Source organism: Curvibacter sp. T50, from assembly GCF_057219955.1.
On the sequence record NZ_JBXVVU010000001.1, the window covers coordinates 1,582,726 to 1,604,664 of the forward strand.

23 protein-coding genes and 1 pseudogene are annotated in these 21,939 nt (G+C 68.2%); 12 read left to right on the forward strand and 12 right to left on the reverse strand.

Features of this window, described 5'->3' with window-relative positions; genetic code table 11:
* Positions 1-7 precede the first annotated feature (7 nt).
* Genes bufB through AC2EBU_RS07520 form a run of 3 tightly spaced genes read left to right on the forward strand, consistent with a single transcriptional unit; the run spans position 8 to position 2,297 of the window.
* Positions 8-949: an MNIO family bufferin maturase gene (bufB, locus tag AC2EBU_RS07510; RefSeq protein ID WP_484609739.1), complete on the forward strand. Its 942-nt coding sequence runs from the start codon at positions 8-10 to the stop codon at positions 947-949.
* A complete protein-coding gene (locus tag AC2EBU_RS07515) occupies positions 946-1,770 on the forward strand; it encodes an HvfC/BufC family peptide modification chaperone (protein ID WP_484609740.1) in 825 nt (274 codons plus the stop codon). Before bufB ends, AC2EBU_RS07515 begins: the two co-directional genes overlap by 4 nt.
* Before the next feature lie 44 nt (positions 1,771-1,814).
* Positions 1,815-2,297, forward strand: coding sequence for a DoxX family protein (locus tag AC2EBU_RS07520; RefSeq protein WP_484609741.1), 483 nt, complete (start codon positions 1,815-1,817; stop codon positions 2,295-2,297).
* A 135-nt stretch (positions 2,298-2,432) separates the two neighbouring features.
* Here the strand turns inward: AC2EBU_RS07520 and AC2EBU_RS07525 are convergent, their stop codons facing one another.
* Genes AC2EBU_RS07525 through mtnP form a run of 4 tightly spaced genes read right to left on the reverse strand, consistent with a single transcriptional unit; the run spans position 2,433 to position 5,664 of the window.
* Positions 2,433-3,083: a TIGR04282 family arsenosugar biosynthesis glycosyltransferase gene (locus tag AC2EBU_RS07525; protein ID WP_484610139.1), complete on the reverse strand. Its 651-nt coding sequence runs from the start codon at positions 3,081-3,083 to the stop codon at positions 2,433-2,435.
* Between the two features lie 5 nt (positions 3,084-3,088).
* Positions 3,089-3,742, reverse strand: coding sequence for a TIGR04283 family arsenosugar biosynthesis glycosyltransferase (locus tag AC2EBU_RS07530; RefSeq protein ID WP_484609742.1), 654 nt, complete (start codon positions 3,740-3,742; stop codon positions 3,089-3,091).
* Between the two features lie 55 nt (positions 3,743-3,797).
* Complete coding sequence (gene arsS / locus AC2EBU_RS07535; protein ID WP_484609743.1) at positions 3,798-4,760, reverse strand: arsenosugar biosynthesis radical SAM (seleno)protein ArsS; 963 nt, start codon at positions 4,758-4,760, stop codon at positions 3,798-3,800.
* A gap of 25 nt (positions 4,761-4,785) precedes the next feature.
* Positions 4,786-5,664, reverse strand: coding sequence for an S-methyl-5'-thioadenosine phosphorylase (gene mtnP, locus AC2EBU_RS07540; protein WP_484609744.1), 879 nt, complete (start codon positions 5,662-5,664; stop codon positions 4,786-4,788).
* A 227-nt stretch (positions 5,665-5,891) separates the two neighbouring features.
* Between mtnP and AC2EBU_RS07545 the strand changes: the two genes are divergently transcribed.
* The 7 genes and pseudogenes from AC2EBU_RS07545 to AC2EBU_RS07575 all read left to right on the forward strand — a co-directional run.
* Complete coding sequence (locus AC2EBU_RS07545) at positions 5,892-8,054, forward strand: FAD-dependent oxidoreductase (RefSeq protein ID WP_484609745.1); 2,163 nt, start codon at positions 5,892-5,894, stop codon at positions 8,052-8,054.
* Between the two features lies 1 nt (position 8,055).
* Positions 8,056-8,877 carry a DUF547 domain-containing protein gene (locus AC2EBU_RS07550; protein ID WP_484609746.1) on the forward strand — a complete coding sequence of 274 codons (822 nt, stop codon included), beginning with the start codon at positions 8,056-8,058 and terminating at the stop codon, positions 8,875-8,877.
* Entirely contained in the window at positions 8,822-9,583 is a 762-nt protein-coding gene (locus tag AC2EBU_RS07555) for a DUF3047 domain-containing protein (protein ID WP_484609747.1), read from the forward strand. Before AC2EBU_RS07550 ends, AC2EBU_RS07555 begins: the two co-directional genes overlap by 56 nt.
* The gene (locus AC2EBU_RS07560; RefSeq protein WP_484609748.1) at positions 9,580-10,719 is read left to right on the forward strand and encodes an FAD-dependent oxidoreductase; all 1,140 of its coding nucleotides are present in this window, start codon (positions 9,580-9,582) and stop codon (positions 10,717-10,719) included. The genes AC2EBU_RS07555 and AC2EBU_RS07560 overlap by 4 nt, the downstream gene beginning before the upstream one ends.
* Positions 10,716-12,107 (forward strand): ATP-grasp domain-containing protein, encoded by a 1,392-nt coding sequence (locus AC2EBU_RS07565; RefSeq protein WP_484609749.1) that lies wholly within the window; start codon positions 10,716-10,718, stop codon positions 12,105-12,107. The genes AC2EBU_RS07560 and AC2EBU_RS07565 overlap by 4 nt, the downstream gene beginning before the upstream one ends.
* Positions 12,104-12,718, forward strand: coding sequence for a YHS domain-containing (seleno)protein (locus AC2EBU_RS07570; RefSeq protein WP_484609750.1), 615 nt, complete (start codon positions 12,104-12,106; stop codon positions 12,716-12,718). Before AC2EBU_RS07565 ends, AC2EBU_RS07570 begins: the two co-directional genes overlap by 4 nt.
* A gap of 55 nt (positions 12,719-12,773) precedes the next feature.
* Positions 12,774-13,268 (forward strand): annotated as a pseudogene (locus AC2EBU_RS07575) (patatin-like phospholipase family protein); the annotation flags it as partial.
* Between the two features lie 453 nt (positions 13,269-13,721).
* Here the strand turns inward: AC2EBU_RS07575 and AC2EBU_RS07580 are convergent.
* Complete coding sequence (locus AC2EBU_RS07580; protein WP_484609751.1) at positions 13,722-14,147, reverse strand: VOC family protein; 426 nt, start codon at positions 14,145-14,147, stop codon at positions 13,722-13,724.
* Positions 14,148-14,214: 67 nt separating this feature from the next.
* On the opposite strand from AC2EBU_RS07580, the gene AC2EBU_RS07585 reads away from it, so the two are divergent.
* The gene (locus AC2EBU_RS07585; RefSeq protein ID WP_484609752.1) at positions 14,215-14,805 is read left to right on the forward strand and encodes a TetR/AcrR family transcriptional regulator; all 591 of its coding nucleotides are present in this window, start codon (positions 14,215-14,217) and stop codon (positions 14,803-14,805) included.
* Positions 14,806-14,917: 112 nt separating this feature from the next.
* Here the strand turns inward: AC2EBU_RS07585 and egtB are convergent, their stop codons facing one another.
* The 7 genes from egtB to AC2EBU_RS07620 all read right to left on the reverse strand — a co-directional run bounded on the left by egtB (position 14,918) and on the right by AC2EBU_RS07620 (position 20,664).
* Positions 14,918-16,234 (reverse strand): ergothioneine biosynthesis protein EgtB, encoded by a 1,317-nt coding sequence (gene egtB, locus AC2EBU_RS07590; protein ID WP_484609753.1) that lies wholly within the window; start codon positions 16,232-16,234, stop codon positions 14,918-14,920.
* Positions 16,231-16,860: a class I SAM-dependent methyltransferase gene (locus tag AC2EBU_RS07595; protein WP_484609754.1), complete on the reverse strand. Its 630-nt coding sequence runs from the start codon at positions 16,858-16,860 to the stop codon at positions 16,231-16,233. The genes egtB and AC2EBU_RS07595 overlap by 4 nt, the downstream gene beginning before the upstream one ends.
* A 24-nt stretch (positions 16,861-16,884) precedes the next feature.
* The gene (locus tag AC2EBU_RS07600) at positions 16,885-17,238 is read right to left on the reverse strand and encodes a DMT family transporter (protein ID WP_484609755.1); all 354 of its coding nucleotides are present in this window, start codon (positions 17,236-17,238) and stop codon (positions 16,885-16,887) included.
* 27 nt (positions 17,239-17,265) lie between these two features.
* A complete protein-coding gene (gene phnE, locus AC2EBU_RS07605; protein ID WP_484609756.1) occupies positions 17,266-18,093 on the reverse strand; it encodes a phosphonate ABC transporter, permease protein PhnE in 828 nt (275 codons plus the stop codon).
* On the reverse strand, positions 18,090-18,860 hold the full coding sequence (locus AC2EBU_RS07610; protein ID WP_484610140.1) for a PhnE/PtxC family ABC transporter permease: 771 nt from the start codon (positions 18,858-18,860) through the stop codon (positions 18,090-18,092). Before AC2EBU_RS07610 ends, phnE begins: the two co-directional genes overlap by 4 nt.
* Before the next feature lie 73 nt (positions 18,861-18,933).
* Positions 18,934-19,776: a phosphonate ABC transporter ATP-binding protein gene (locus AC2EBU_RS07615; RefSeq protein ID WP_484609757.1), complete on the reverse strand. Its 843-nt coding sequence runs from the start codon at positions 19,774-19,776 to the stop codon at positions 18,934-18,936.
* 21 nt (positions 19,777-19,797) lie between these two features.
* The gene (locus tag AC2EBU_RS07620; protein ID WP_484609758.1) at positions 19,798-20,664 is read right to left on the reverse strand and encodes a putative selenate ABC transporter substrate-binding protein; all 867 of its coding nucleotides are present in this window, start codon (positions 20,662-20,664) and stop codon (positions 19,798-19,800) included.
* A 213-nt stretch (positions 20,665-20,877) separates the two neighbouring features.
* Here AC2EBU_RS07620 and egtD point away from each other — a divergent pair, with 213 nt between their 5' ends.
* Positions 20,878-21,876, forward strand: a complete 999-nt coding sequence (egtD, locus tag AC2EBU_RS07625) for an L-histidine N(alpha)-methyltransferase (RefSeq protein WP_484609759.1) — start codon at positions 20,878-20,880, stop codon at positions 21,874-21,876.
* Positions 21,877-21,939 lie beyond the last annotated feature (63 nt).

Sequence of the window (21,939 nt, forward strand, 5' to 3'; positions counted from 1 at the left end):
TCCCGCCGTGACCGCTGCCCACCGCGCCCGCTCCTTCGCCCTGCCGGCGGGCGGTGTCGCCGTTGGCATCGGCTGGCGCCACCCGCATTACGAGGCTTTGCTGCGGGAGTTGCCGGCGCTGGATTTCATCGAAGTCCATTCCGAGAATTTCTTCGGCGAGGGTGGCGCCGGCCTGGCGCTGTTGCGACAGGCCCGGCAGTCCTACCCCGTCAGTCTTCACGGCGTGGGCCTGTCGCTGGGCTCGGCGCACGGTATCGACGCCTGGCATCTGGATCAACTGGCGCGCCTGGTCGACACCATCGATCCGGTCCGCGTCAGTGACCATGCCAGCTTCGCGCGCGGCCAGCGCGATGGCGTCACACAGGCGCCGACCATGCACGGCGCCGATCTGCTGCCCCTGCCTTTCACACACGAGGCGCTGGACACCCTGTGCGCCAACGTGCAGCGGGTACAGGAACGACTGCGGCGGCCCATCGCCGTCGAAAACCTGTCGGCCTATCTGCACTGGCGCGACGCCGACATGGCCGAGCCCCGGTTCCTCGCGGAACTGGCCCGCCGGACCGGCTGTACGCTGCTGCTGGACATCAACAATCTTTTCGTCAACGCACTCAACGGCCAGTACGGAGACGACCGAGTGACGCCCCTGCAGGCATGTCAGACCTGGCTGGAGTCGATCCCGCCCGATCTGGTCACCGAGATCCACCTGGCGGGCCACCGTGACTGCGGCGACATCGTCATCGACGACCATGGCAGCCGGGTATGCGACGCGGTCTGGCAGCTCTACGGCGACGCGCTGAAACGATTTGGCCCAGTGGCGACCCTGATCGAATGGGACACAGACGTTCCGCCGCTGCCGGTGCTGCTCGATGAAGCACGGCGGGCGCGCGACAGCGCCGCGCAGGCGCTCCAGGCCGCGGTGGAGCTGGCAGCACAGGCGGTGCCGGCATGACGCCCCTGGCCCAGGCCCAGCAAGCGCTGCTGGCGGCCATCCTGTATCCCCCGGGAGGCGCGGACGCCGCGGCGGCACGGCTCCTGCCGCTGGTGTCGCCCCCGTCGGCCCGGGGCCTGGCCGCCTACCGGGCCAACGGCCATGCCCTGGCCGAGCGTGCCCTGGCCGCCGCCTACCCGGCGTTGCAGGCCCTGATCGGTGCTGAGGACTTCGCCGCGCTGGCGCGGGACTTCTGGCACCGGCGGCCACCCGAGTGCGGTGATCTGGCCCATTGGGGCACGGACTTGCCCGATTTCGTCCGCAACAACCCCATGCTGGCGCAGGTTCCGTACCTCGCCGACGTGGCGCAGGTCGAATGGGCTCTGCACCGGGCCGCAACCGCGGCCGACCCGAGCGCCGACCCGGCCAGCTTCGCACGCCTGACCGACACCGACCCGGACCAGCTCGGGCTGACCCTGGCGCCGGGCCTGGCTCTGATCGCCAGCCGCTGGCCGGTGGTCACGCTGGTGGTGGCCCACCAGAGGACGCCCCCGGATCTGCAGACGGCCGGGGCACGCCTGCGCGAGGGCGCCACCGAGACGGCGCTGGTGTATCGGGAAGGCCTGCGCCCCGTGGTGCGCGACTGCGGCCCCGGCGAACAGACCTTGCTGAGCGCTTTGCTGGCCGGCACCCCATTGGGACCCGCGCTGACTGCCGCCGTGGCGCAGGAGCCGGCGCTCACCGCAGCCAGCCGTGTGCCATTCGACTTTGGCGCCTGGCTGCCCTCGGCCGTGCAAAGCGGTCTGGTGCTGGGCGCGCACGCCTTGCCGGTGCGCCACTGAGCCGGCCTGCCACTGAACCCACCCCCGATCCCCGGAGCCTATTCATGACCTTGACCCATCTCGTTCACCGCGGCGAATCCGTGTGGCGCCTCATTCGCGCCGCGCTCGACGGTGCCCAGGCGCCAGCCGCGCTGCTGGCGCGCTTGTACGTCGCCCAAGTGTTTTTCAGCGCCGGCCTGGCCAAGGTCCGCGACTGGGATACGACGCTGGCCCTGTTCCACGATGAATACCAGGTGCCGTGGCTTTCGCCTGCCCTGGCCGCAGTGGCCGGCACCGCCGGGGAACTGGTCTTGCCGGTCCTGCTGGCTCTGGGTCTGGCGGGACGCCTGGGCGCACTGGGGCTTTCGGTGGTCAATGCGGTGGCCGTCATCAGCCTGGCGGAAATCGCCCCCGCCGCCCTGCAATTGCATGTCACCTGGGGCGTGTTGCTCGCCGCTTTGGCGCTGTATGGCCCGGGACGCTGGTCCATGGACTGCCTGCTGGTTGCGCCCTGGCTGCGCCAACGCATGGCCCACCGGGCACCCTGAACCGAACGCCGCTGCCGCAGGTCCTTTTCCCCGCCACCGCCACCGCGGCACCGGCACATGCGGCCGACCCCCCGGGGCCATCGATTTTCATAGCAGAAAACGACCTTTTTACGCTGGGTAAGGCCGGATTCGACGTCAAATCCAGCCGGACGGGACGTTTTCCAGGTCGGCGGGCTCGTCCACATCGCTGAGCATCGGGCCGGTCCAGACCGATCGGCCCTGCTGCCCCAGCCGGCGCACGGTTTCGGCAAACACCGCCGGTGTGCTCCACGGCATGTCGGCAAAAACCGGCTCACACGGTGCGCGCAGGCCGATCAGCACGTAGCCGCCGTCGCGCACGGGCACCAGTGCGGCGTCGTGGTCCGCCAGCGCCGCCGCCGCCGCCGCAATGACACCCTGGTCCAGCGCCGGGCAATCCGTGCCCAGAATCAGCACCGGCCGCATCGGCGCATGGCGGGCCACGATGCGGGCCATGCGCCGGCCCAGATCACCCGGACCCTGGTCGGTGCAGGTGTCGACACCGTCCCGATCCACGCCGGCCCAGGCCGGATCGTCCGGCGGCGGGCTCATGCACAGCTCCACCGGTCCGGCGGCGCTGGCCCGCGCCTGCTGCAGCGCATGCGCCAGCATGTGCCGCGCCAGCAACGCGGCGCCCTCCAGGCCAAGTGCCGGCGCCAGCCGGGTCTTCGCCAGACCTGGCTGGGGCGCTTTGGCCATGACCACCAGCTGCACTGGCGCCCGCCGGGCCAAAAGCGCGGCCGGCGCGCCGGGCAGCGGGGGCCACACGCCACTCAACGGTAGCGCTCCGCCAGGCGCTCGGGCGACTCGCCGCGCCAGTACGCCCAGCGCAACTGCCACATCAGCACCATGGTTCGCCAGGCACCCCGGCTTTCCCAGCGGCGGCCCGACGTGCTCACCCGCTGGCGCAGGCAGGCCGGCGCAGACAGCGCGCGCAGGCGGCGCGAGATCTCGATGTCTTCCATCAGGGGCTGGTCGGGAAACCCGCCCACAGCGTCGAACGCACTGCGCCGCACGAAGATGGCCTGATCACCCGTAGCAATGCCGGTAGCCCGAGAGCGCAAGTTCATCAGCGCCGCAATCACCGGCAGCAGCGGATGCCGCCCGGCAATCCGCACGTCGAAACGGCCCCAGTCGGCACCGCTCGCCAGGGCGCGGGCAATCGCCTGGTCGGCTTGCGGCGGCAGGCGGGTGTCGGCATGCAGAAACAGCAGGCAGGCACCGGCGCTGGCCTGCGCGCCGGCATTCATCTGCCGCGCCCGGCCGCGCGGCGCGCTGATCACTGTCACGCCGTGCGCGCGCACCCGCGGCACCGTGTCGTCGGTGCTGCCGCCGTCCACCACCAGCAGCGCGGCGCCCCGCTCGCGCAGCGGCTGCAGCGCCGCCAGGTGCGCGTCGATCCCGCCCGCCTCATTAAGCACGGGCATGACGATGCTCAGTTCCCGCACCACCACCGCTCCGCAACGGGGTTCACGCCGGGTTTCAGGCCGCCAGGGCACCGCCGCAGCTGCTGCCCTGCCCCGCCGTGCAGCCATAACAATGGCCGGCGACACGGATCGCCTGGCCTGACAGGTCACGCTGCAGCAGGTCGCGCAAGTGGCGGCGCACACTGCTGTGGCCAGCCGGCAGACCCAGCTGCTGGTTGAAATCGCAGTCGTAGAGCCAGCCTTGCCAGTCCACGCTGACCAGGCTGCGGCACATGACGCCGTCAAGATTCTCGGGGCGGAAGCTGCCGCGCAGCAGATCCATGTAGGTGTCGAAACTGCCCTTGGACACCAGCGTCGAGCCGAAGCGCTGGATGGGCATGTTGGTCAGCGCCAGCAGTTCGTGAAAGACCACGCCGAAATGTTCGGCCAGTTCGCGCTGATAGTCCGCCTGCAGGCGTTTCTGGTCCGGCGGCAGGGACGGCCCCTGCGGGTTGTAGACCAGGTTCAGCCGCAAGGAAGAACCGGGCTGTCCGTAACCGAGCGCGTTGAGGGCCCGCAGCCCCTCGATGCTGCGCTCGAACACGCCGTCGCCGCGCTGGCGGTCGACATTGCCTGCCGAGTAGCAGGGCAGCGATGCCACCACCTCCACCGCCTGCTCGGCCAGAAAGGCGGCCAGATCGTCCTGCCCGGGCTCGGACAGGATGGTCAGGTTGCAGCGGTCAATGACCCGCACACCCAGGCCGCGCGCCTGACGCACCAGCGCGCGAAAGCCCGGGTGCAGTTCGGGCGCGCCGCCGGTGAGGTCCAGCGTCCCCAGCCCGCGCTGGCGCAGCACCTCGGCAATCAGGGCGATGTTGTCCTCGTCCATCATCTCGGTGCGGTTCGGGCCGGCGTTGACATGGCAGTGCAGGCAGCTCTGGTTGCAGCGGTAGCCGAGGTTGACCTGCAGGGTGTCCAGCCGGCCCCGCTGCAAGGGGGGAAAGGCAATGGCGGTCAGGCGTGGCAAGGTGTCATGCATGGTGGGTGCTCCGTCGGATGGGCGATCAGGCCAGCAAGGCCGCCAGGCGCTGGCGAACGGCCGGCGCCATGGCGTCGGGCTGGGTGACCAGCGCGTGGGCCAAGGCGGTGTGGGCCGGGCTTTCGGGCCATTCGGCGCCGAGCCGCGCGATGGCGGCCGCCGCGACCCGCTGGGCCCGCGCCGCGTTGCGAAACAGGTTCTGCAAGGCCATGTCGGCCGTCACATGGGCCTCGCGGGGGTGCCAGCAGTCATAGTCGGTGACCATGGCCAGCGTGGCATATCCGATCTGGGCCTCGCGGGCAAGTTTGGCTTCGGGCAGGTTGGTCATGCCGATGACCCCGGCGCCCATGGCCCGGTAGCGTTGCGATTCCGCCAGGCTGGAAAACTGCGGCCCTTCGATGCAGACGTAGGTACCCGATTCATGCAGTCGCACGCCGTCGGGGTTGCCCTCGCGCGCCAGCTCGTCGCGCGCCGCGTGCGCCAGCGCCGCTGCCGCCACCGGGCAGACGGGCTGCGCCATCGACACATGGGCCACCGCACCCTGACCGAAAAAGGTGCTGTCGCGGCGGGTGGTCAGGTCGATGAACTGATCGGGCAACACCAGATCGAGCGGGCGAAAGTCTTCCCGCAGGGACCCCACGGCCGACATCGACAGCAGGTAGCGCACGCCCAGTTGCTTGAGCGCATGGATGTTGGCACGGTAGGGCACTTCCGAGGGCAAAAGCCGGTGGCCCCGCCCGTGGCGGGCCAGAAAGGCGACCGGCACCCCGGCCACCGTGCCGGTGACGATGGCGTCTGACGGCTCGCCAAACGGGGTCTGGACCCGCTGTTCCTGCGCCTGCTCCAGCGCCTCCATGGCGTACAGGCCACTGCCGCCAATCACACCGACCCGTTTCTGGCTCATGGTTTCTCCGTTCCAGTTCTGCCTTGCGATGGTAGGCGGCTTGTACGTCCGGCGCACCACCGCCGGCCAATTCACCCACACCCGCACCCCGACGTGTCGGTCGGCGGGCGCGGCATTGTCTTACAGGCCGGCCACACACGCGATGGGCCGGCGAAAAACGTGGCGCGGTGTAAGAATGGCTCCGTCCCCGCGACACAGCACCACTGCGTCATTCCTCTGGAGCCCCCGTGAACGTGAGAAAAATCCTGGTCCTGCTGGCGCTTGTGGCCACCGTCGGGGCGTTTTTCGCCCTGGGCTGGAACCGCTATTTCAGCCTCGAATTTCTCAAGGAAAGCCAGGCCCGCTTCGCGGAACTGCGCGCCACGCAGCCCCTGACCCTGGCGGCGGCCTATTTCCTGACCTACGTGGCGGTGACGGCGCTGTCGCTGCCGGGCGCCACGATCGTGACCCTGGCCGGGGGTGCCCTGTTCGGCCTGGGCTGGGGCTTGCTGCTGGTGTCGTTTGCCTCCAGCATCGGCGCGACGCTGGCCTTTCTGACCGCACGATTTCTGCTGCGCGACAGCGTGCAAAGCCGCTTCGGGCAGCGGCTGGCCGAGATCAACCGCGGCATCGACAAGGACGGTGCCTTCTACCTGTTCACCCTGCGCCTGATCCCCGTGGTCCCGTTTTTTGTCATCAACCTGCTGATGGGCCTGACAAAGATGAAGGCCCGGACCTTCTACTGGGTCAGCCAGCTGGGCATGCTGGCGGGCACAGCGGTGTATGTGAATGCCGGCACCCAACTGGGCCAGCTCAATTCCCTCCAGGGCATTCTCAGCCCCGCCCTGCTGGGCAGCTTTGTGCTGCTGGGCCTGTTCCCCTTGATGGCGCGCAGGCTGGTCGAAGCGGTCCAGAAGCGCAAGGTCTACGCCCGGTGGGCGCCCCAGCGGCCACAGCGCTTCGACCGCAACCTGATCGTGATCGGCGCCGGCGCGGGCGGCCTGGTCAGTGCCTACATCGCCGCGGCGGTGAAGGCCAAAGTCACGCTGGTGGAAGCCCACAAGATGGGCGGCGACTGCCTGAACTACGGCTGCGTGCCGAGCAAGGCGCTGATCCGCAGCGCCAAGCTGGCGCACCAGATGCGTCACGCCTCGCACTACGGCCTGTCCGATGCCACGCCCGGATTCCGTTTCAAGGCGGTGATGCAGCGCATCCACGACGTGATCCAGGCCATCGCGCCACACGACAGCGTGGAACGCTACACCGGCCTGGGGGTGGAGGTGTTGCAGGGCTACGCGAAACTGGTCAACCCGTGGACGGTGGAGATTGCGCTCACCGGCGGCGGAACACAACGGCTCACGGCCCGCAGCATCGTCATCGCGGCCGGCGCCCGGCCCTTCGTGCCGCCGCTGCCGGGGCTGGATGACGTGGGCTACGTCACCAGCGACACGCTGTGGGATGCATTTGCCCGGCTCGACGAGGTGCCCAGGCGCCTGGTGGTGCTGGGCGGCGGCCCTATCGGCTGCGAACTGGCGCAAAGTTTTGCGCGGCTGGGGGCGCAGGTCACGCAGGTCGAAATGGCGCCGCGCCTGATGATCCGCGAGGATGAGGAGGTCTCGGCACTCGCGAAGGCCTCGCTGGCAGCCGACGGCGTGGCCGTGCTCACCGGCCACAAGGCGCTGCGCTGCGAGCGGGTGAACGGCGAGAAGACGCTGGTGGTGGAACACGATGGGGTGGAGAAGCGCATCGCCTTCGACCAGCTGCTGTGCGCCGTCGGCCGTGTCGCGCGGCTGACCGGCTACGGCCTGGAAGACCTGGGCATCCCGACGAACCGCACGGTCGAGACCAACGAATACCTGCAGACGATCTACCCCAACATTTTTGCCGCCGGCGACGTGGCCGGGCCGTTCCAGTTCACCCACACCGCCGCGCACCAGGCCTGGTATGCCGCCGTCAATGCCCTGTTCGGCGACTTCCGCAAGTTCAAGGCGGACTACTCGGTCATCCCCTGGGCCACCTTCATCGACCCCGAAGTGGCCCGTGTCGGCCTGAACGAGCATGAAGCGAAGGAAAAAGGCATTGCCTACGAGGTGACGAAGTACGGAATCGACGATCTGGACCGCGCCATCGCCGACAGCGAGGCGCACGGCTTCGTCAAGGTGCTCACCGTGCCCGGCAAGGACCGGATTCTGGGCGTGACCATTGTCGGCACCCATGCCGGCGACCTGCTGGCCGAGTATGTGCTGGCCATGAAACATGGCCTGGGCCTGAACAAGATTCTGGGCACCATCCACACCTATCCGACCCTGGCAGAAGCCAACAAATACGCCGCCGGCGAATGGAAACGGGCCCATGCGCCGCAGCGCCTGCTGCAGTGGGTGCGGAAATTCCACGACTGGAAGCGAGGCTGACATGAACACCCGCCGAAACGCTATCTTTTATATAGCTTCATTGCACCTTTTTACGCTGGGTACGCCCGGTTTTGCCCAGAATTCCGGGCTGGACACCCGCTACCAGGCCTGGGAGGCACTGCTGAAAAAGCATGTGCGCTGGCTGCCCGACAACCGGCAGTCGCGGGTGGACTACCGGGGCTTCGCCGCCGATCGCGCCGCCTTGCAGGCGGTGCTGGCGCAATGGTCTGCCGTCACCCCGGCCCAGTTCAACGCCCTGCCCCGCGCCGAACAGATGGTTTTTCTGATCAATGCCTACAACGGCTTCACCATCGAGCTGATCCTGACGCAATACCCCGATCTCAAATCCATCAAGGATCTGGGCTCGTTGCTGCAATCGCCCTGGAAGAAAAAGTTCTTCACCCTGCTTGGCGAGACCCGCCATCTGGACTGGATCGAGCATGAGCAGCTTCGCCCGCGCTACCAGGAGCCCCGCGTGCATGTGGCCGTCAACTGCGCCAGCATCGGTTGTCCCGCGCTGTTTCCGCAAGCCTTCACGGCCGATCGCCTGGAAGCCATGCTGGAAGACGGCATGCAGCGCTTCCTTGGTGATCGCACCCGCAACCGCCTCAGTCCGGGCGGGCTGCAGGTTTCGAGTATCTTCAAATGGTTCCGTGAAGACTTTGAAAAAGGCCACCAGGGCTTTGCGCGCCTGGAAGACGTGTTTGCCCGCTATGCCAACACCCTGGCGTCCGATGCGCCCAACCGGCAACGACTGCAGGAGCGCCATGTGGCGATTTCTTTTCTCGATTACGACTGGTCTCTCAACGATCTGGGCCGCTGAGGCGCAGTCGGCCGAGCCGGCACTGCCCCCGGCGGGGCCGCTGGCCGCCTTTTCTGCCGGGCGCGGCGATGCACCGCCGCCCGCCTGGCGGGCGGTCGGGCTGCCCGGCGGCAAGGTGCCATTGAGTGCGATGCTGCTGGACCACCGCCTCTTTCCCGGCGCCGCCGTATTGCGCCTGGCCAGCACGGCCTCATACGGCACACTGGTGCACGACCTGCCCCTGTTGCCCGCACAGCCGCAGACGGCGCTGGCCTGGCGCTGGCGGCTCGACCAGCCTGTGCCCGGCGCCGACCTGCGCCAGCGCGCCGGCGACGATGCCGCCGTCAAGCTGTGCGTGATGTTCGACCAGCCACTGTCTCGCCTGTCGCTGGGCGAGCGCAGCCTGTTGCGCCTGGCGCGCACCGTTTCCGGCGAAGCCCTTCCGGCGGCCACCCTGTGTTACGTCTGGGACCCGCAATTGCCCGCCGGCACCGTGCTGGCCAACGCCTACACCCGGCGCATGCGCTGGCTGGTGGTCGATGGCAGCGACAGCCCCCTGGGTCAGTGGCGCGAACACCGCCGCCCGATCGCCGCCGACTTCCAGCGCGCCTTCGGCGACGAAAGCCCCACCACGCCGCCGATGACGGCGGTGGTGGTAGGCACGGACAGCGACAACACCGGCGGGCGCAGCCTGGCCTTTGTCGGGGATGTCAAACTCTCGCCATGACCACGTCGACCCTGGCCCTCAAACATCTGGTCCTTCTTGGCGCCGGCCACGCCCATGTCCAGGTCCTGCATGGCCTGGCGCAAAGCCGGCCCGCCGACCTGATGGTCACGGTGGTGGCCCCCTACCCGCGCCAGATGTATTCGGGCATGGTGCCCGGTTTTGTTGCCGGTCACTATGCGCTCGACGACTGCGCGATTGCGCTGCCCCGCCTGCTGGAACGGGCCGGCGCCCGCTTCGTGCAGGCGCATGCGGTGGGCCTGGACGCGGACCACCGCACGGTTTTTCTGGACGACGAAAGCACACTGGACTTCGAGTGGCTGAGCATCAACACCGGCCCGGTGCTGGATCGCACCTGGCTGGACCGGCATCTGCCCGGCGCCACGGAGCATGCCCTGCTGGTGCGCCCGATCGAACGTTTTGCCATGCTGTGGCCCCGGGTGGTCGAGCTGGCCGGCGAGCGGCCCCTGCATGTGGCGGTGGTCGGCGGCGGCGCGGCCGGTATCGAGCTGTCCATGGCCATGAACCATGCGCTGACCGGCCCCGGCACCATGCCGCAATCGCACGTGACGCTGGTGTGCGGGCCCGACGAGCCTGGCGCCGCGTATCCCGAAGCGGTGCGCCGGCGGATCGCACGCGCCCTGAAAAGCCACGGCATTACCGTGCTACGCGACAGCTGCACTGGCTTCGCCGCCGGTGAAGTGCTGCTGGCCGGCGGCGCGCGGCTGCACTGTGACGCGCCGGTTCTGGCGATTGGCGCGCAGGCGCCCGGCTGGCTCGCCGACAGTGGCCTGGCGCTGGACGCGCAAGGGTTTGTCGCCGTCAACGCCTGCCAGCAAAGCACCAGCCATGCGAACGTCTTTGCGGCCGGCGATGTCGCCAGCCGGATGGACCGGCCCCACCCGCGCAGCGGCGTCTATGCCGTTCGGGCCGGCCCGCCGCTGCTGACCAATTTGCGCGCGACGGCGGCGGGGCAAGCGCTCACGCCTTACAGGCCCCAGACACGAACGCTCAACCTGCTCTCCTGCGGTACCCGCACCGCGATCGGGGCGTGGGGGCCACTGAGTTTCGAAGGCGGCTGGGTCTGGCGCTGGAAAGACCGCATCGACCGCCGCTTCATGCGCACCTATTCCTCATGACAGCCCCCCCTTCGCGTACCCGAACCCTGACGCTGTTCGACTATGACTGGGACGCGGTCGGCCATGCCCGTGCCGCTGCGGCGCGGGGCATTCAACTGGACGAAGCCGGTTTCGACCTGTTCTCGTTTCCCAGCAACGCGCGGCTGGCCTGGTTCGACCTGGACCGCTTCGTAGCCCGCCTGGCCCGGCAGGCTCCAGGCCGGGGCTGGAGCGCCGTCACCTCGCAGCACGAGCAGTTCGGGGCGCTCGCGGCCGCGATGCTGGCGGAACGCATGGGCTGGCCCGGCACCCCGGTCGACGCCATCCTGACGTGCCAGCACAAATGGCTGGCCCGCACGGTCCTGGAGCGGGTGGCGCCTGAGGCCAACGTGCCGTTTGCGCTGCTTCAGGCCGAATACGGCGCCCCGGTGCCCACCGGCATCGACTACCCGCGCTTTGTCAAGCCGGTGAAGGCGGCGTTTTCCGTGCTGGCGCGCACCGTGCACAACCACGCCGAGTTGCACCGGCACACCCGCTTCGGCGCCTGGGAGCTGTGGGTCATCCGCCACCTGGTGGAGCCGTTCGAACGGATCGCCCGGCGCCGCCTCGACCCGGACCTGCCCAGCGCGCACCGTCTGCTGCTGGAGGCACCGGTTCGCGCGGCGCAGTTCAACCTGGACGGCTATGTCTTTGACGGACAGGTTCATGCCGTGGGTGTGGTGGACGCTGTCATGTACCCCGGCACCCAGGCCTTCATGCGCTTCGAGCTGCCCAGTGCCCTGCCGCCGGCGGTACAGGCGCGGGCGCTGGACGTGGCCCGCCGCTTTCTGCAGGCGGCGGGCTTCCGCCACGGCCTGTTCAACATGGAGTTCTTCTACGACGCCGCCCGGGACCGGCTGACGGTCATCGAATTCAACCCACGCATGGCGTCGCAGTTCTCCGACCTCTACTTGCGGGTGGTCGGTATCGACCTGCACGCCCTGGCGCTGGCGCTGGCGCACGGCGAGGACCCCGCACGCGTTCCTTCGGTGGCACCGGTGGCAGGGGCGGCGGCCAGTTTCGTCTACCGCAGCTTCCAGCCTGATGCGGTGGTCTGCCAGCCGACGGCGGCCCGGCGCATGGCCTTGGCCGAAGCCTTCCCCGATGCGCTGCTGCTGCCTTTTCCGAAAAGCGCAGGGTCCGTCGAACGCGATTTCAAATGGCTGGGCAGCTACCGCTACGGCATTCTCCACCTGGGCGGGCGCGATGCCTCCGACCTGCGCGCGCGGTGTGAAGAAGCCAGCGCCCTGCTGGGCTGGCCAGCGCCTTACCGGGAACCCGCCGAGCACGACGCGACTCTCATCCGGCAGGCCGTCGAACCGCAACCCGCGCGACCCTTTACCCACCCCTCCACGAAAGCTGCACGATGAGAACGACCGACGCTCTGCCCCCCTCGATTCACCGCGCCGTGCTGATCAGCACAACGGTGCTGGCGCTGGCCGGCTGCGGTGCGATGACCGCCCAGAACCCGTCATCGGCCCTGAAACCGGTCAACGCCGTGGAAATCGCCCCCGATGCGCGCGTCATGCTCAAGGGCGCCGATGTGGTCGCCTATTTCACCCTGGGCAAGTACGTGCAGGGCAGCCCGGCCTTCAAAAGCACCCATGAGGGCGTGGTTTTCCACTTCTCGAACGCCGAGCACAAGGCCCGCTTCGATGCCGCGCCGGCACAGTACCTGCCGCAATACGGCGGCTATTGCGCCAATGGCATCGTCTATGGCATCCCTTGGGGCGGCGACGCAGATACCTGGCGGATGATCGACGGCAAGCTCTACATTTTTGGCGGCCAGGCCAGCAAGGACGGCTTCGAGCTGGACCTGAAGACCAATCTCGCGCTGGCCGACAAGTACTGGAAGGAAGAAGTCCAGGGCGCCAACAGTTTCATCCAGCGGGGCAAGCGGCTGGTGTTCAAGGTCCCGCACTACAAGACCGGCGAAGAGCTGGCCAAGGCCGTGGCCGAAGCCAAGGCCAGGAAACCCTGAGTCCACGCGCCCCTGAGCCGCTGTCATGCGCGTGCCGCGCCGCTCCCTGCTGATGATGGCCGGCGCCGCCGGCCTGGCCGGCTGCAGCCTGGCACCCGACCAGGACCACACCGGTCCCGATGCACCCCGCACGACGGCCCTGCGCCGCCCGGTGCGCACGGCCTGGGTGCTCAGTTCGGGTGGCCCACGCGGTTTTGTGCATGTGGGCGTGCTCAAGGCGCTGCAAGAGCTGCAACTCAGGCCCGATCTCATCGTCGGCGCTTCGGCCGGCGCGCTGGTGGGTTGCCTGTGCGCCTCGGGCGTGCCCGCTGAGGAGGTCGAGGCCCTCGCGCTGGACCTGCAGGCCTGGTCGCTCGGACGCCTGGCCCTGGGAACACCCGAACGCCTGAGCGGCAGCGCGGTGGCCGACCTGGTGCGCGAACGCGCCCGGGTCCGCCTGCTCGAACAGATGGCCGTGCCCATGGCCTGTGTGGCGCTGCGCCGCAGCGACGGAGCGCCGGTCGCCTTCACGGCGGGCGACGCCGGGCTGGCTGTACAGGCCTCGACCGCGATCGAAGGCCAGTTTGCACCGGTGCGCATCCGCGGCCAGCGCTACGGGGATCCTGACGGGAGCACGCCGCTGCCGGTGCGCATTGCCCGGGCGCTGGGCGCCCAGCGCGTGCTCGCGGTCGATGCCAGCGCCCACGTGGAGCGAGCCCCGCCCGGCGCCGAGCGCTACCGCGAGAGCGATCTGCGCAAGAAAGCGCTGATCGACACCGACGCTGCGCTGGCCGACTTGCTGCTCAAACCCGACTTCGGCTATTGGGTCAGCCTGTCACGCGAGTTCCGCGAGCGCGCGATGGCGGCGGGGTACCGGGCGACCATGGCGCAGGCCAAGGAGCTGCAAGCCTTGCATGCGGTTTGAGGCCCAAGGCGCATGAGGGGTGCCGGGTTCCGGCACGGAGCGGATTTCCCCCGCACCTCCCGTTGGCGAGCGGGAGGTCTGCGGCCTCCATCTTTGCCTTCAGGAAGGCTGCGCGCCGGGCGCATAGGCAGCCGCGAACTCGGCCGACGGGGCGATCGGCGTGATGACGTCGATCAGGACGCCAATCGGGTCTTGCGCAATGAAGTGACGCTGACCCCAGGGTTCGTCCCGCAGCGACAGCACGATCGGTACACCGGCAGCCGCCAGCCGCGCGTGGTGTGCATCCACATCGTCGACCTCGAAGTTGATCAGCAACCCGCTGGTGCGTTCGGCTTTGGGGCCCGGGATGGTCGGGTGCCCTGCCTGCATCACCGCCAGGTTGACGTGATCGTCTTCGCGGGACTGCAAATGCACGTACCAGTCTGAGGTAAACACCGTCCGGAAGGCAAAGTGACGGACGTAGAAGTCGGCGGTTTCGTTCACGCGGTCGCTCATCAGGACCGGGTAATACTGCTGGCATTTCATGGTGACTCCTTGGTCAAGAATAACATACACTCTGTATGTAAATGCACTTTACATACAGGATGCATGTATGTCAACGCCCCACCGAACACAGGAATCACGGCGCGAGGCCACGCGTAAGGCCTTGATGGCGGCGGCGCGACGATTCTTCGTCGAGCGCGGCTATTCCGCCACTGGAACCCCGGAGCTGGTCGCCGAGGCCGCGGTCACCCGGGGCGCGCTCTACCACCATTTCCAGGACAAGTCGGACCTGCTGATGGCCGTGGCCACCGACATGGCCTTTGAGGTCGCCGCGGCCGTGGCCGCTTCGACGCCCCCCGATCTGCCGCCACTGCAGGCAATGCGGGACGGCAGTCACGCCTATTTCGCAGCGATGGCAGAAGGCGGACGCGCACGCGTGCTATTGCTGGACGCCCCCGCGGTGCTGTCCCCGGCGCAGCTTGCGATACTGAGCGAGGCCGCCGGGGCGGACGAATTGCGACACGGGCTGAAGGCTTGCCTTCGTGCGGGACGCAATGCGCCTGTGCACGAACTGGGCAGCCTGCTGTCCGCCGCATTCGACCGCGCCGCCCGGGCCGTGGCCGAGGGCGAGGATCCGACGCCTTGGACAGCAGCGATGGACCTGCTGGTCGGCGCGGTCGCCGCCGATCTGGCGCGCTGATCCGGTCAATGGTGCTGCCGAAACAAGCCCGTGTTCGCGTGACGACCGCTCTCCCAGTGGACAAGCCAGCGGGCCGCCAGGGCGGGCGGTGGCGCACCGCGCGGCGGGGATGTCATGTATCCCGGGCCAGGCGCACCCCGCTGAACTGCCAGCGCGCGTCGGTGGGGAAAAAGTTGCGGTAGCTGGCACGGATGTGGTCGCGGGGTGTGGCGCAGGAGCCACCGCGCAGCACCATCTGGTTGATCATGAATTTGCCGTTGTATTCGCCCACGGCACCGGCCCAGGGGCGGTAACCGGGGTAAGGAAGGTAGCTGCTGCCGGTCCACTCCCACACGTCACCGCCCATCTGCTGCAGCCCGGGCCCGCCGCGCGACAGCGGCATGGGATGCAAGGCGCTACTTTCCAGGAAGTTGCCCCGGGTTTGCAGCGCAGCGCCCAACGTGCCGGCCGCGTGCTCCCATTCGGCTTCGGTGGGCAGGCGGATGGGCTCGCGGTCTTGCGCGGCGCGCCAGCGCGCGTAGGCATCGGCTTCGAACCAGCTGATGTGCACCACCGGGGTGTGCGGGTCGATGGGCACACGACCGTGCAGGGTGAAGTTGGTCCAGCCGCCGTGTTGCGCCGGGTCACCGCTCTGCTGCCAGTACAGCGGCGCCTCGATACGCTGGGCGCGCAGCCAGTCCCAGCCTGCGGCCATCCACCAGCGCGGATCGGTGTAGCCGCCATCGGTCATGAAGTCCAGCCATTCGCCGTGCGTGACCAGCCGGTTCGCCAGTGCATGCGGCGCCAGCAGGGTGTCGTGGCGCGGCGATTCGTTGTCGAACGCAAAGCCGTCGCCGGTGTGACCCTGCGACGCGATGCCACCGGCAAACGCGACCCAGTCGATGGGCGCGGCCACCACGCTGCCCAAGGGCCATTGCGGGTGGTAGACCGGGTTCAGCGGGTTGCTGGCCAGCAGGTGCTTGAGGTCGGTGAGCAACAGTTCCTGGTGTTGTTGTTCGTGCTGCAGACCCAGCGTCAGCAATTCGGTGATGGTGCCGGTCACCCCGCCTTGCAGCAGCGCGGCCATGCGCGCATCCACCTGCGCGCGGTAGGCCTTCACCTCAGTCAGGCCGGGGCGTGTGATCAGGCCGCGCTGCGGGCGCGGGTGCTGGTCGCCCACGCCCTGGTAGTAGCTGTTGAAGAGCACGCGAAACGCCGGGTGGAACGGCCGGAAGCCGGGTTCGAAGCGTTCGAGGATGAAGGTCTCGAAAAACCAGGTGGTGTGGGCCAGGTGCCATTTGGTGGGGCTGGCGTCGGGCATGGACTGGACCTGGCAGTCGGCTTCGCTCAGCGGTGCGGCCAGCGCCATGGTCTGCGCCCGTACCGCGTCATAACGCAAGAAAGCCGCCGGGCACGGTGGCGGACTCAGAGGGGCGGTTGTGCTGCTCACCGGACATCTCCCTTGTGAAGACCACTGGCAATATACCCCATACCCCACTGGGTACTTTCCCAGACAAACGCGTCGCAATGTGCGGCCACCAGGCTCCAGGGTTCCCACAGATCGGCCGCTTTGGCGTTGTAGGGACGGTTCTTCAACCAGGCCAGCACATTCAGCGGCCCGGCCCACCAGGGAAAAAACTTCATGCCCGCCATGGCCACGCGCGCACCCGGCCTGACCTGGCGCAGGATATTGGCCACCGCCTCGGGGGTGCGGCAGATGTCGTGCGTGTAGTTGAACAGCACCGCATCGGCCGTGTGGGGCAAGCGCACCGTTTCGGCCGGTTCGTTGGTGTGCCAGACATTGCGCCAGCCTTCCCGCTGCACGCGCCGGTGGGCAAGGGCGAACATGTCCGGGCTTTGTTCAAAGGCCAGCACGCGGCCGGTTTCGCGCACCCCGTCACGCAGCAGGGCATAGCTCAGACCGGTACCGGCGCCGACGTCCAGCACCGTCTGTCCGGGAACCAGTTGCAGCAAGACAATGGTGCGCCGACGCAGCGCCATGGTGCGTTCGGCCGAGGCGTCATAACTCGCGGCTTTGCCGCGGTAGCGTGCGATGGACAGTTCGTTGTCGGTCATGTCCCGCTTGGTCGCACCAAGGCCTCAGGAACTTACACGCGATGCGGAGTGCAATCCCATGACACCAATGACGATCAGACCGATACTGACCATCTTGACTGCAGTGGCCGGCTCCTTGAAATACCAGATGCCGATCAGTGCAGTCAGCACCGTGCCGACACCCGACCAGACGCCATACACCACGCTCAGCCCGAGCACCCGGATCACCATGGTGTTGAGTGCAAACGAAGCGGCATAAAAAACAAAAATCATCACCGACGGTGTGAGCCGGGTAAAACCTTCGGCCAGTCGCATCGAGGTGGTCCCGGCCACCTCCAGCAGGATGGCCACCGAGAGCACGACCCAGGCCTGGGAAACCGTCAACAGCGGGAGGGACATGGTGATCTTGCGGATTGGCGGGATGAATCAGCGGGTGAGCCAGCGACGCGCGCCATGACTGGCGGCATCGACCACGGCCACCATCAGCAACATGGCCCCGAGGATGGTCGCGGTCTTGCTCATGTGAAACAGCCCCATGTGGAAGGCCAGCAGCTGGCCCAGTCCCCCCGCACCCACCACACCCAGCACGGCGGCGGCGCGAATGTTGTTTTCCCAGCGGTAGAGGGTGTAGCTCATGAGCTGCGGCAGTACCTGCGGCAAAGTCGCGTACAGAAACACCCGGCCATTGCCCACCCCGTGGGTACGCAGGGCGGCCGCCGGGCCGGGGGGCGCGTTCTCTATCGCTTCGGCGAACAGCCGCCCCAGCACGCCGGTGGTGTGCAGCGCCAGTGCCAAGGTGCCGGCAAACGGACCCAGGCCGGCCGAGATCAGCAGCAACGCCGCCCACACCAGCTCCGGGATACTGCGCAGGGCGTTCAGTATCAGCCGTGTCGGCACCCGGGCTGGTGCCGTGTGGCCCGCGTACAGGCGGCTGGCGGGCACGGCCAGCGCCAGACCCGCCAGCGCCGCCAGGCCCGTACCCAGCGCCGACATGGCCAGAGTCTCCCAGGCGCCCAGGGCCACCTTGCGCAGAAACGCCGGCGAGGTGTCGGGCGGAAAAAACTCGCCGACGAACCGCGCCATGCTGTGCACCGCCTGCAGCGACAGAAACTGCGCCCACTGCAGATCCAGCGACCAGAAGCTGGCGATGACCAGCACCACCAGGGCCAGCGTGAACCAGCAGGCTTTGCAGCGCGCGTCAAACAGCGGCGGCGGCAGGCGCCAGGGCTCGTTGGCAGCGCGCGGCCGGGTCATCCCAGCGCCTTTCGCAGCCAGGCGCTGACCCGGTCGGCCAACGCCACGAGGGCGATGAAGACCAGCAGCATGCTGGCGACCTCGCCGCCGTTGAACATCTTCATTGAATTGTCCAGTTGTTGCCCCAGGCCGCCCGCACCCACAAAGCCCAGCACGACCGAGCTGCGGATCGCGCATTCCCAGCGGTAAACGGTGTAACTGGTCAGCTCGGCCGCGCTGCTGGGCAGCAGCGCGTAGAAGAACGCCTGCAGGCGCGAGCTGCCGTTGCGCAACAGCGTTTCCGTGGCATGGGTTTCACCGCTTTCCAGGATTTCGCCATACACCTTGCCCAGCATGCCGCCGTAGGTCAGGGCAATGGCCAGCACTCCGGCGGTCGGACCCAGACCCACCACGCGGACAAATACCAGCGCCCACACCAGTTCAGGAATGCTGCGCAATACGATCAGCAGCCAGCGCACCGCCTGGCGCAGCCAGAACGGCCCCCGCGCCATCCGCCCCGACAGGGCCGAGATGGACAACACACGGGTGTTGATCAGCGTCAGCGGGATGGCCACCACCAGGGCCAGCGTGACGCCGGCCGTGGCCATGGCGACGGTGCGCCAGGTCTCGCGAACCACCATGCGCACAAACTCTGCATCATGCGCCAGCGGCCAGAAACTGCCCAGGAACTGCCCGGTCACCTTCAGGTTGTCCGGCTCCAGCAGGATCCAGGGTTTGAACTCGGTGGCAACACCCAGCGGCCACAGCAGCACCCCGATGGCCAGCATCCAGAAAAGGCGGCTGTGCCAGGCCGGGTCACGGCGCGGGACAGGGGGCAGGCTCAGTTGCGCCACCACCCACCTACCGGCAATGCATGACCACCGGCTGCGGGGCCAGGGCTTCGGCGGACGCCGGCACCGGAACCTCGCCGCGCAGCTCGTGTTCGAACTGGTCGTACAGCGCCGCCAGCCGCTCGCGGGAGACCGCCCGGGCGGGCAGGTCGAAAGCCATCTGTCCGTCGCGCAAGCCGATGATGCGCGGGAAATGCGCCAGCGCCACATCCACCTGATGCAATGTGGCCACCAGCGTGGCCCCGCGCTCGCCCGCCCCGGCGACCAACGCGCCGATGGCCTGGCGGGACCGCGTCGGGTCCAGGGCCGACAAGGGCTCGTCAATCAGCAGCAAACTCGCCCCGGCCCCCATACCCATCAGGGCGCGCGCCAGGCCGACGCGCTGGCGCTCGCCACCCGAGAGGCGGTCCACCCGCTCAAACAGTTTGTCGCCCAGATCAAAGCGGTCCAGCGCCTCGTAGGCGGCGGGGATGTCGTCCGGATAAAACAGTGACCGCACGCTCTGCCACAGCCCCATGGCCGGCAGGCGGCCGGCCAGCACCGCCGTGACCACACGCTGGCGCGGCGGCAGGGGCGGTACCTGGGGCGCCAGGAACAAGCGGCCGCGCAGCCGCTGCAGCTGCCCACGGGGCAACTGCCACGGCAGTTGCCCGTCCACACGCAGCGTGCCGGCCGACGGCGGCAACGCGCAGGCCAGCGCCTGCAACAGGGTGGTCTTGCCGGCGCCCGACGGGCCGATGACGGCAACCTGCTCCCCCGGCGCGATCGTCAGGTTGAGCTCACGAATGGCCGCCGCCACACCCGCCCGGGCCGCCGGGTGACGCGCCGACAGCGCCTGCAGTTCAAGCTTCAAGACCGCCCCGCCCTGCCCGCGTCAGAGCAGGCCGGCGCTGCGTGCCGCTGCTTCCAGCCCCTTGTAGTTTTCGGGCTTGGTTTCGATGTAACGGGTGGCGCGGTTCAGACGCAGGATTTCGGCCTGGTCAGGCTTGGCCGGGTCCAGCGCCAGCAGCGCCGCCTTGACCTTGGCCTGCTGCGCCGCGGGCATGTCGGCATGCACCGACCAGTTGTAGTTGTAGTAGCCCGGTGTGGTGTAGAACACATCGACCGCCTTGGTGTCCACCTTGTTTTCGGTGACGAACTTGCGCCAGACCGTGATGTCCAGCGCCGCGGCATCGACCTTGCCGCTGACCACCGACGCAATGGTGGCGTCATGCGCGCCACTGTAGGCGATACGCCGGAAATCCTTTTCCGGGTTGATGTTGGCCGCCAGCAGGAAGCTGCGCGGCATCAGGTGCCCGGACGTGCTGCTTTGCGAACCAAAGCTGATCTGCTTGCCCTTCATGTCGGCCAGCGTCTTGATGCCCGAATCGGTCTTGGCGATGAAAACCGACTGGAACCGGGTGTCTTCCTCGCGCTGGGCCAGCGGCACGATCTTGCCGCCCGAGCGGATGTTGGCCTGCACGTGGGTAAAGCCACCGAACCAGACCAGATCCACCTTCTTGTTGACCAGCGCTTCCACCGCCGCCGGGTAGTCATTGACCGGCGTGAACTCGACCTTCATGCCCAGCGCCTTTTCCAGATAGGCGGCCAGCGGCGTGAACTTGCGCACCTGTTCGGTGGCAGCTTCTTCGGGGATGGTGGTCACCCGGAACACGGCAGGGGACTGGGCGTGGGCCAGACCGCTGATGAACAGGGCGGGAACCGCCAGAACGGCGAAAAGGGCATGACGGCGCTGGGACATGGAATCGCTTTCAGAGGGATGGAACGGACGTATTACAACCGAAATGCCACCCTTTTGCGGGCGCGGGTCATGCAGACAAACGCCTGTAAGGAAATGCCGCTTTCACCGACCCACGCGGGCAGCACGCCCCCCGCAGCGTGCCCCCGGGAGGCCAACAGGCGGGTATAAACCGCTGCGCGACCCCAACTTTCCCATCCGCCCAGCGCTCGCCCCATGCCCGCCTCAGACGCCCCCCGTTTCCTGCAGCTCCATCGGCCCGACGCCGAGGCCCTCCGTACCGAGCTGACCGAGGGCCTGCTGGCCACGCCGGCACGCGCCGAGCCGAAATTCTTCTATGACCGGCTGGGGTCGTGCCTGTTTGACGCCATCACCGAACTGGGCGAGTACTACCCCACCCGCACCGAGGCCGGCATTTTCGACGCAGGCATCGCCGACATGGCCCGGGTGCTGCCACCCGCGGCGGTGCTGATCGACCTGGGGGCCGGCAACTGTGCCAAAGCCGCGCGGCTGTTCGCGCCGCTGCAGGTGGGCGCGTACGTGGCGGTGGACATCTCGGTGGATTTCCTGCGCCACACGCTCGCTGCCTTGCAGCAGCGCCACCCTGCCCTGCCCATGCTTGGGCTGGGGCTGGACTTTTCGCAGACGCTGGCCCTGCCCGACGCGGCGCAGGAATGGCTTGCCACGCAGCATCGGGCGCAGGCGCCCCGCTGTGTCTTCTACCCGGGCTCCAGCATCGGCAACTTCACCCCCGAGCGTGCCCTGGCCCTGTTGCGCCAGGCCCATGCGCTGTGCCGCGCCGGCGGGCCGGGTGGCGGCCTGCTGATCGGTGTGGACCAGGTCAAGGACCACGGCGTGCTGCAAGCCGCCTACGACGACGCGCTGGGCGTGACGGCCGCCTTCAACCGCAACCTGCTGCTGCACGTCAATGCCCTGCTCGGATCGGATTTCGCGCCCGCCCGCTGGCGCCATGTGGCGTTCTACAACAGCGCCGAATCACGCATCGAAATGCACCTGGAATCGGACCGCGCCCAGACGGTTCGCTGGCCCGGCGGCGAGCGCCGCTTCGTCGCGGGCGAACGCCTGCATACCGAAAACTCCTACAAATGGACCCCGGAGCGCTTCCGGTCCCTGCTGACCGCGGCAGGTTTCGGCCCCGCCACCCACTGGAGTGACCCGCGTGGCTGGTTCAGCGTGTTCTGGGCACCTGTCTGAAGGCACTGCCCCTTCGGACAAGGGCCCGGCCTGGTCCGACCGACCCCAAACAGGCCCGCCAAG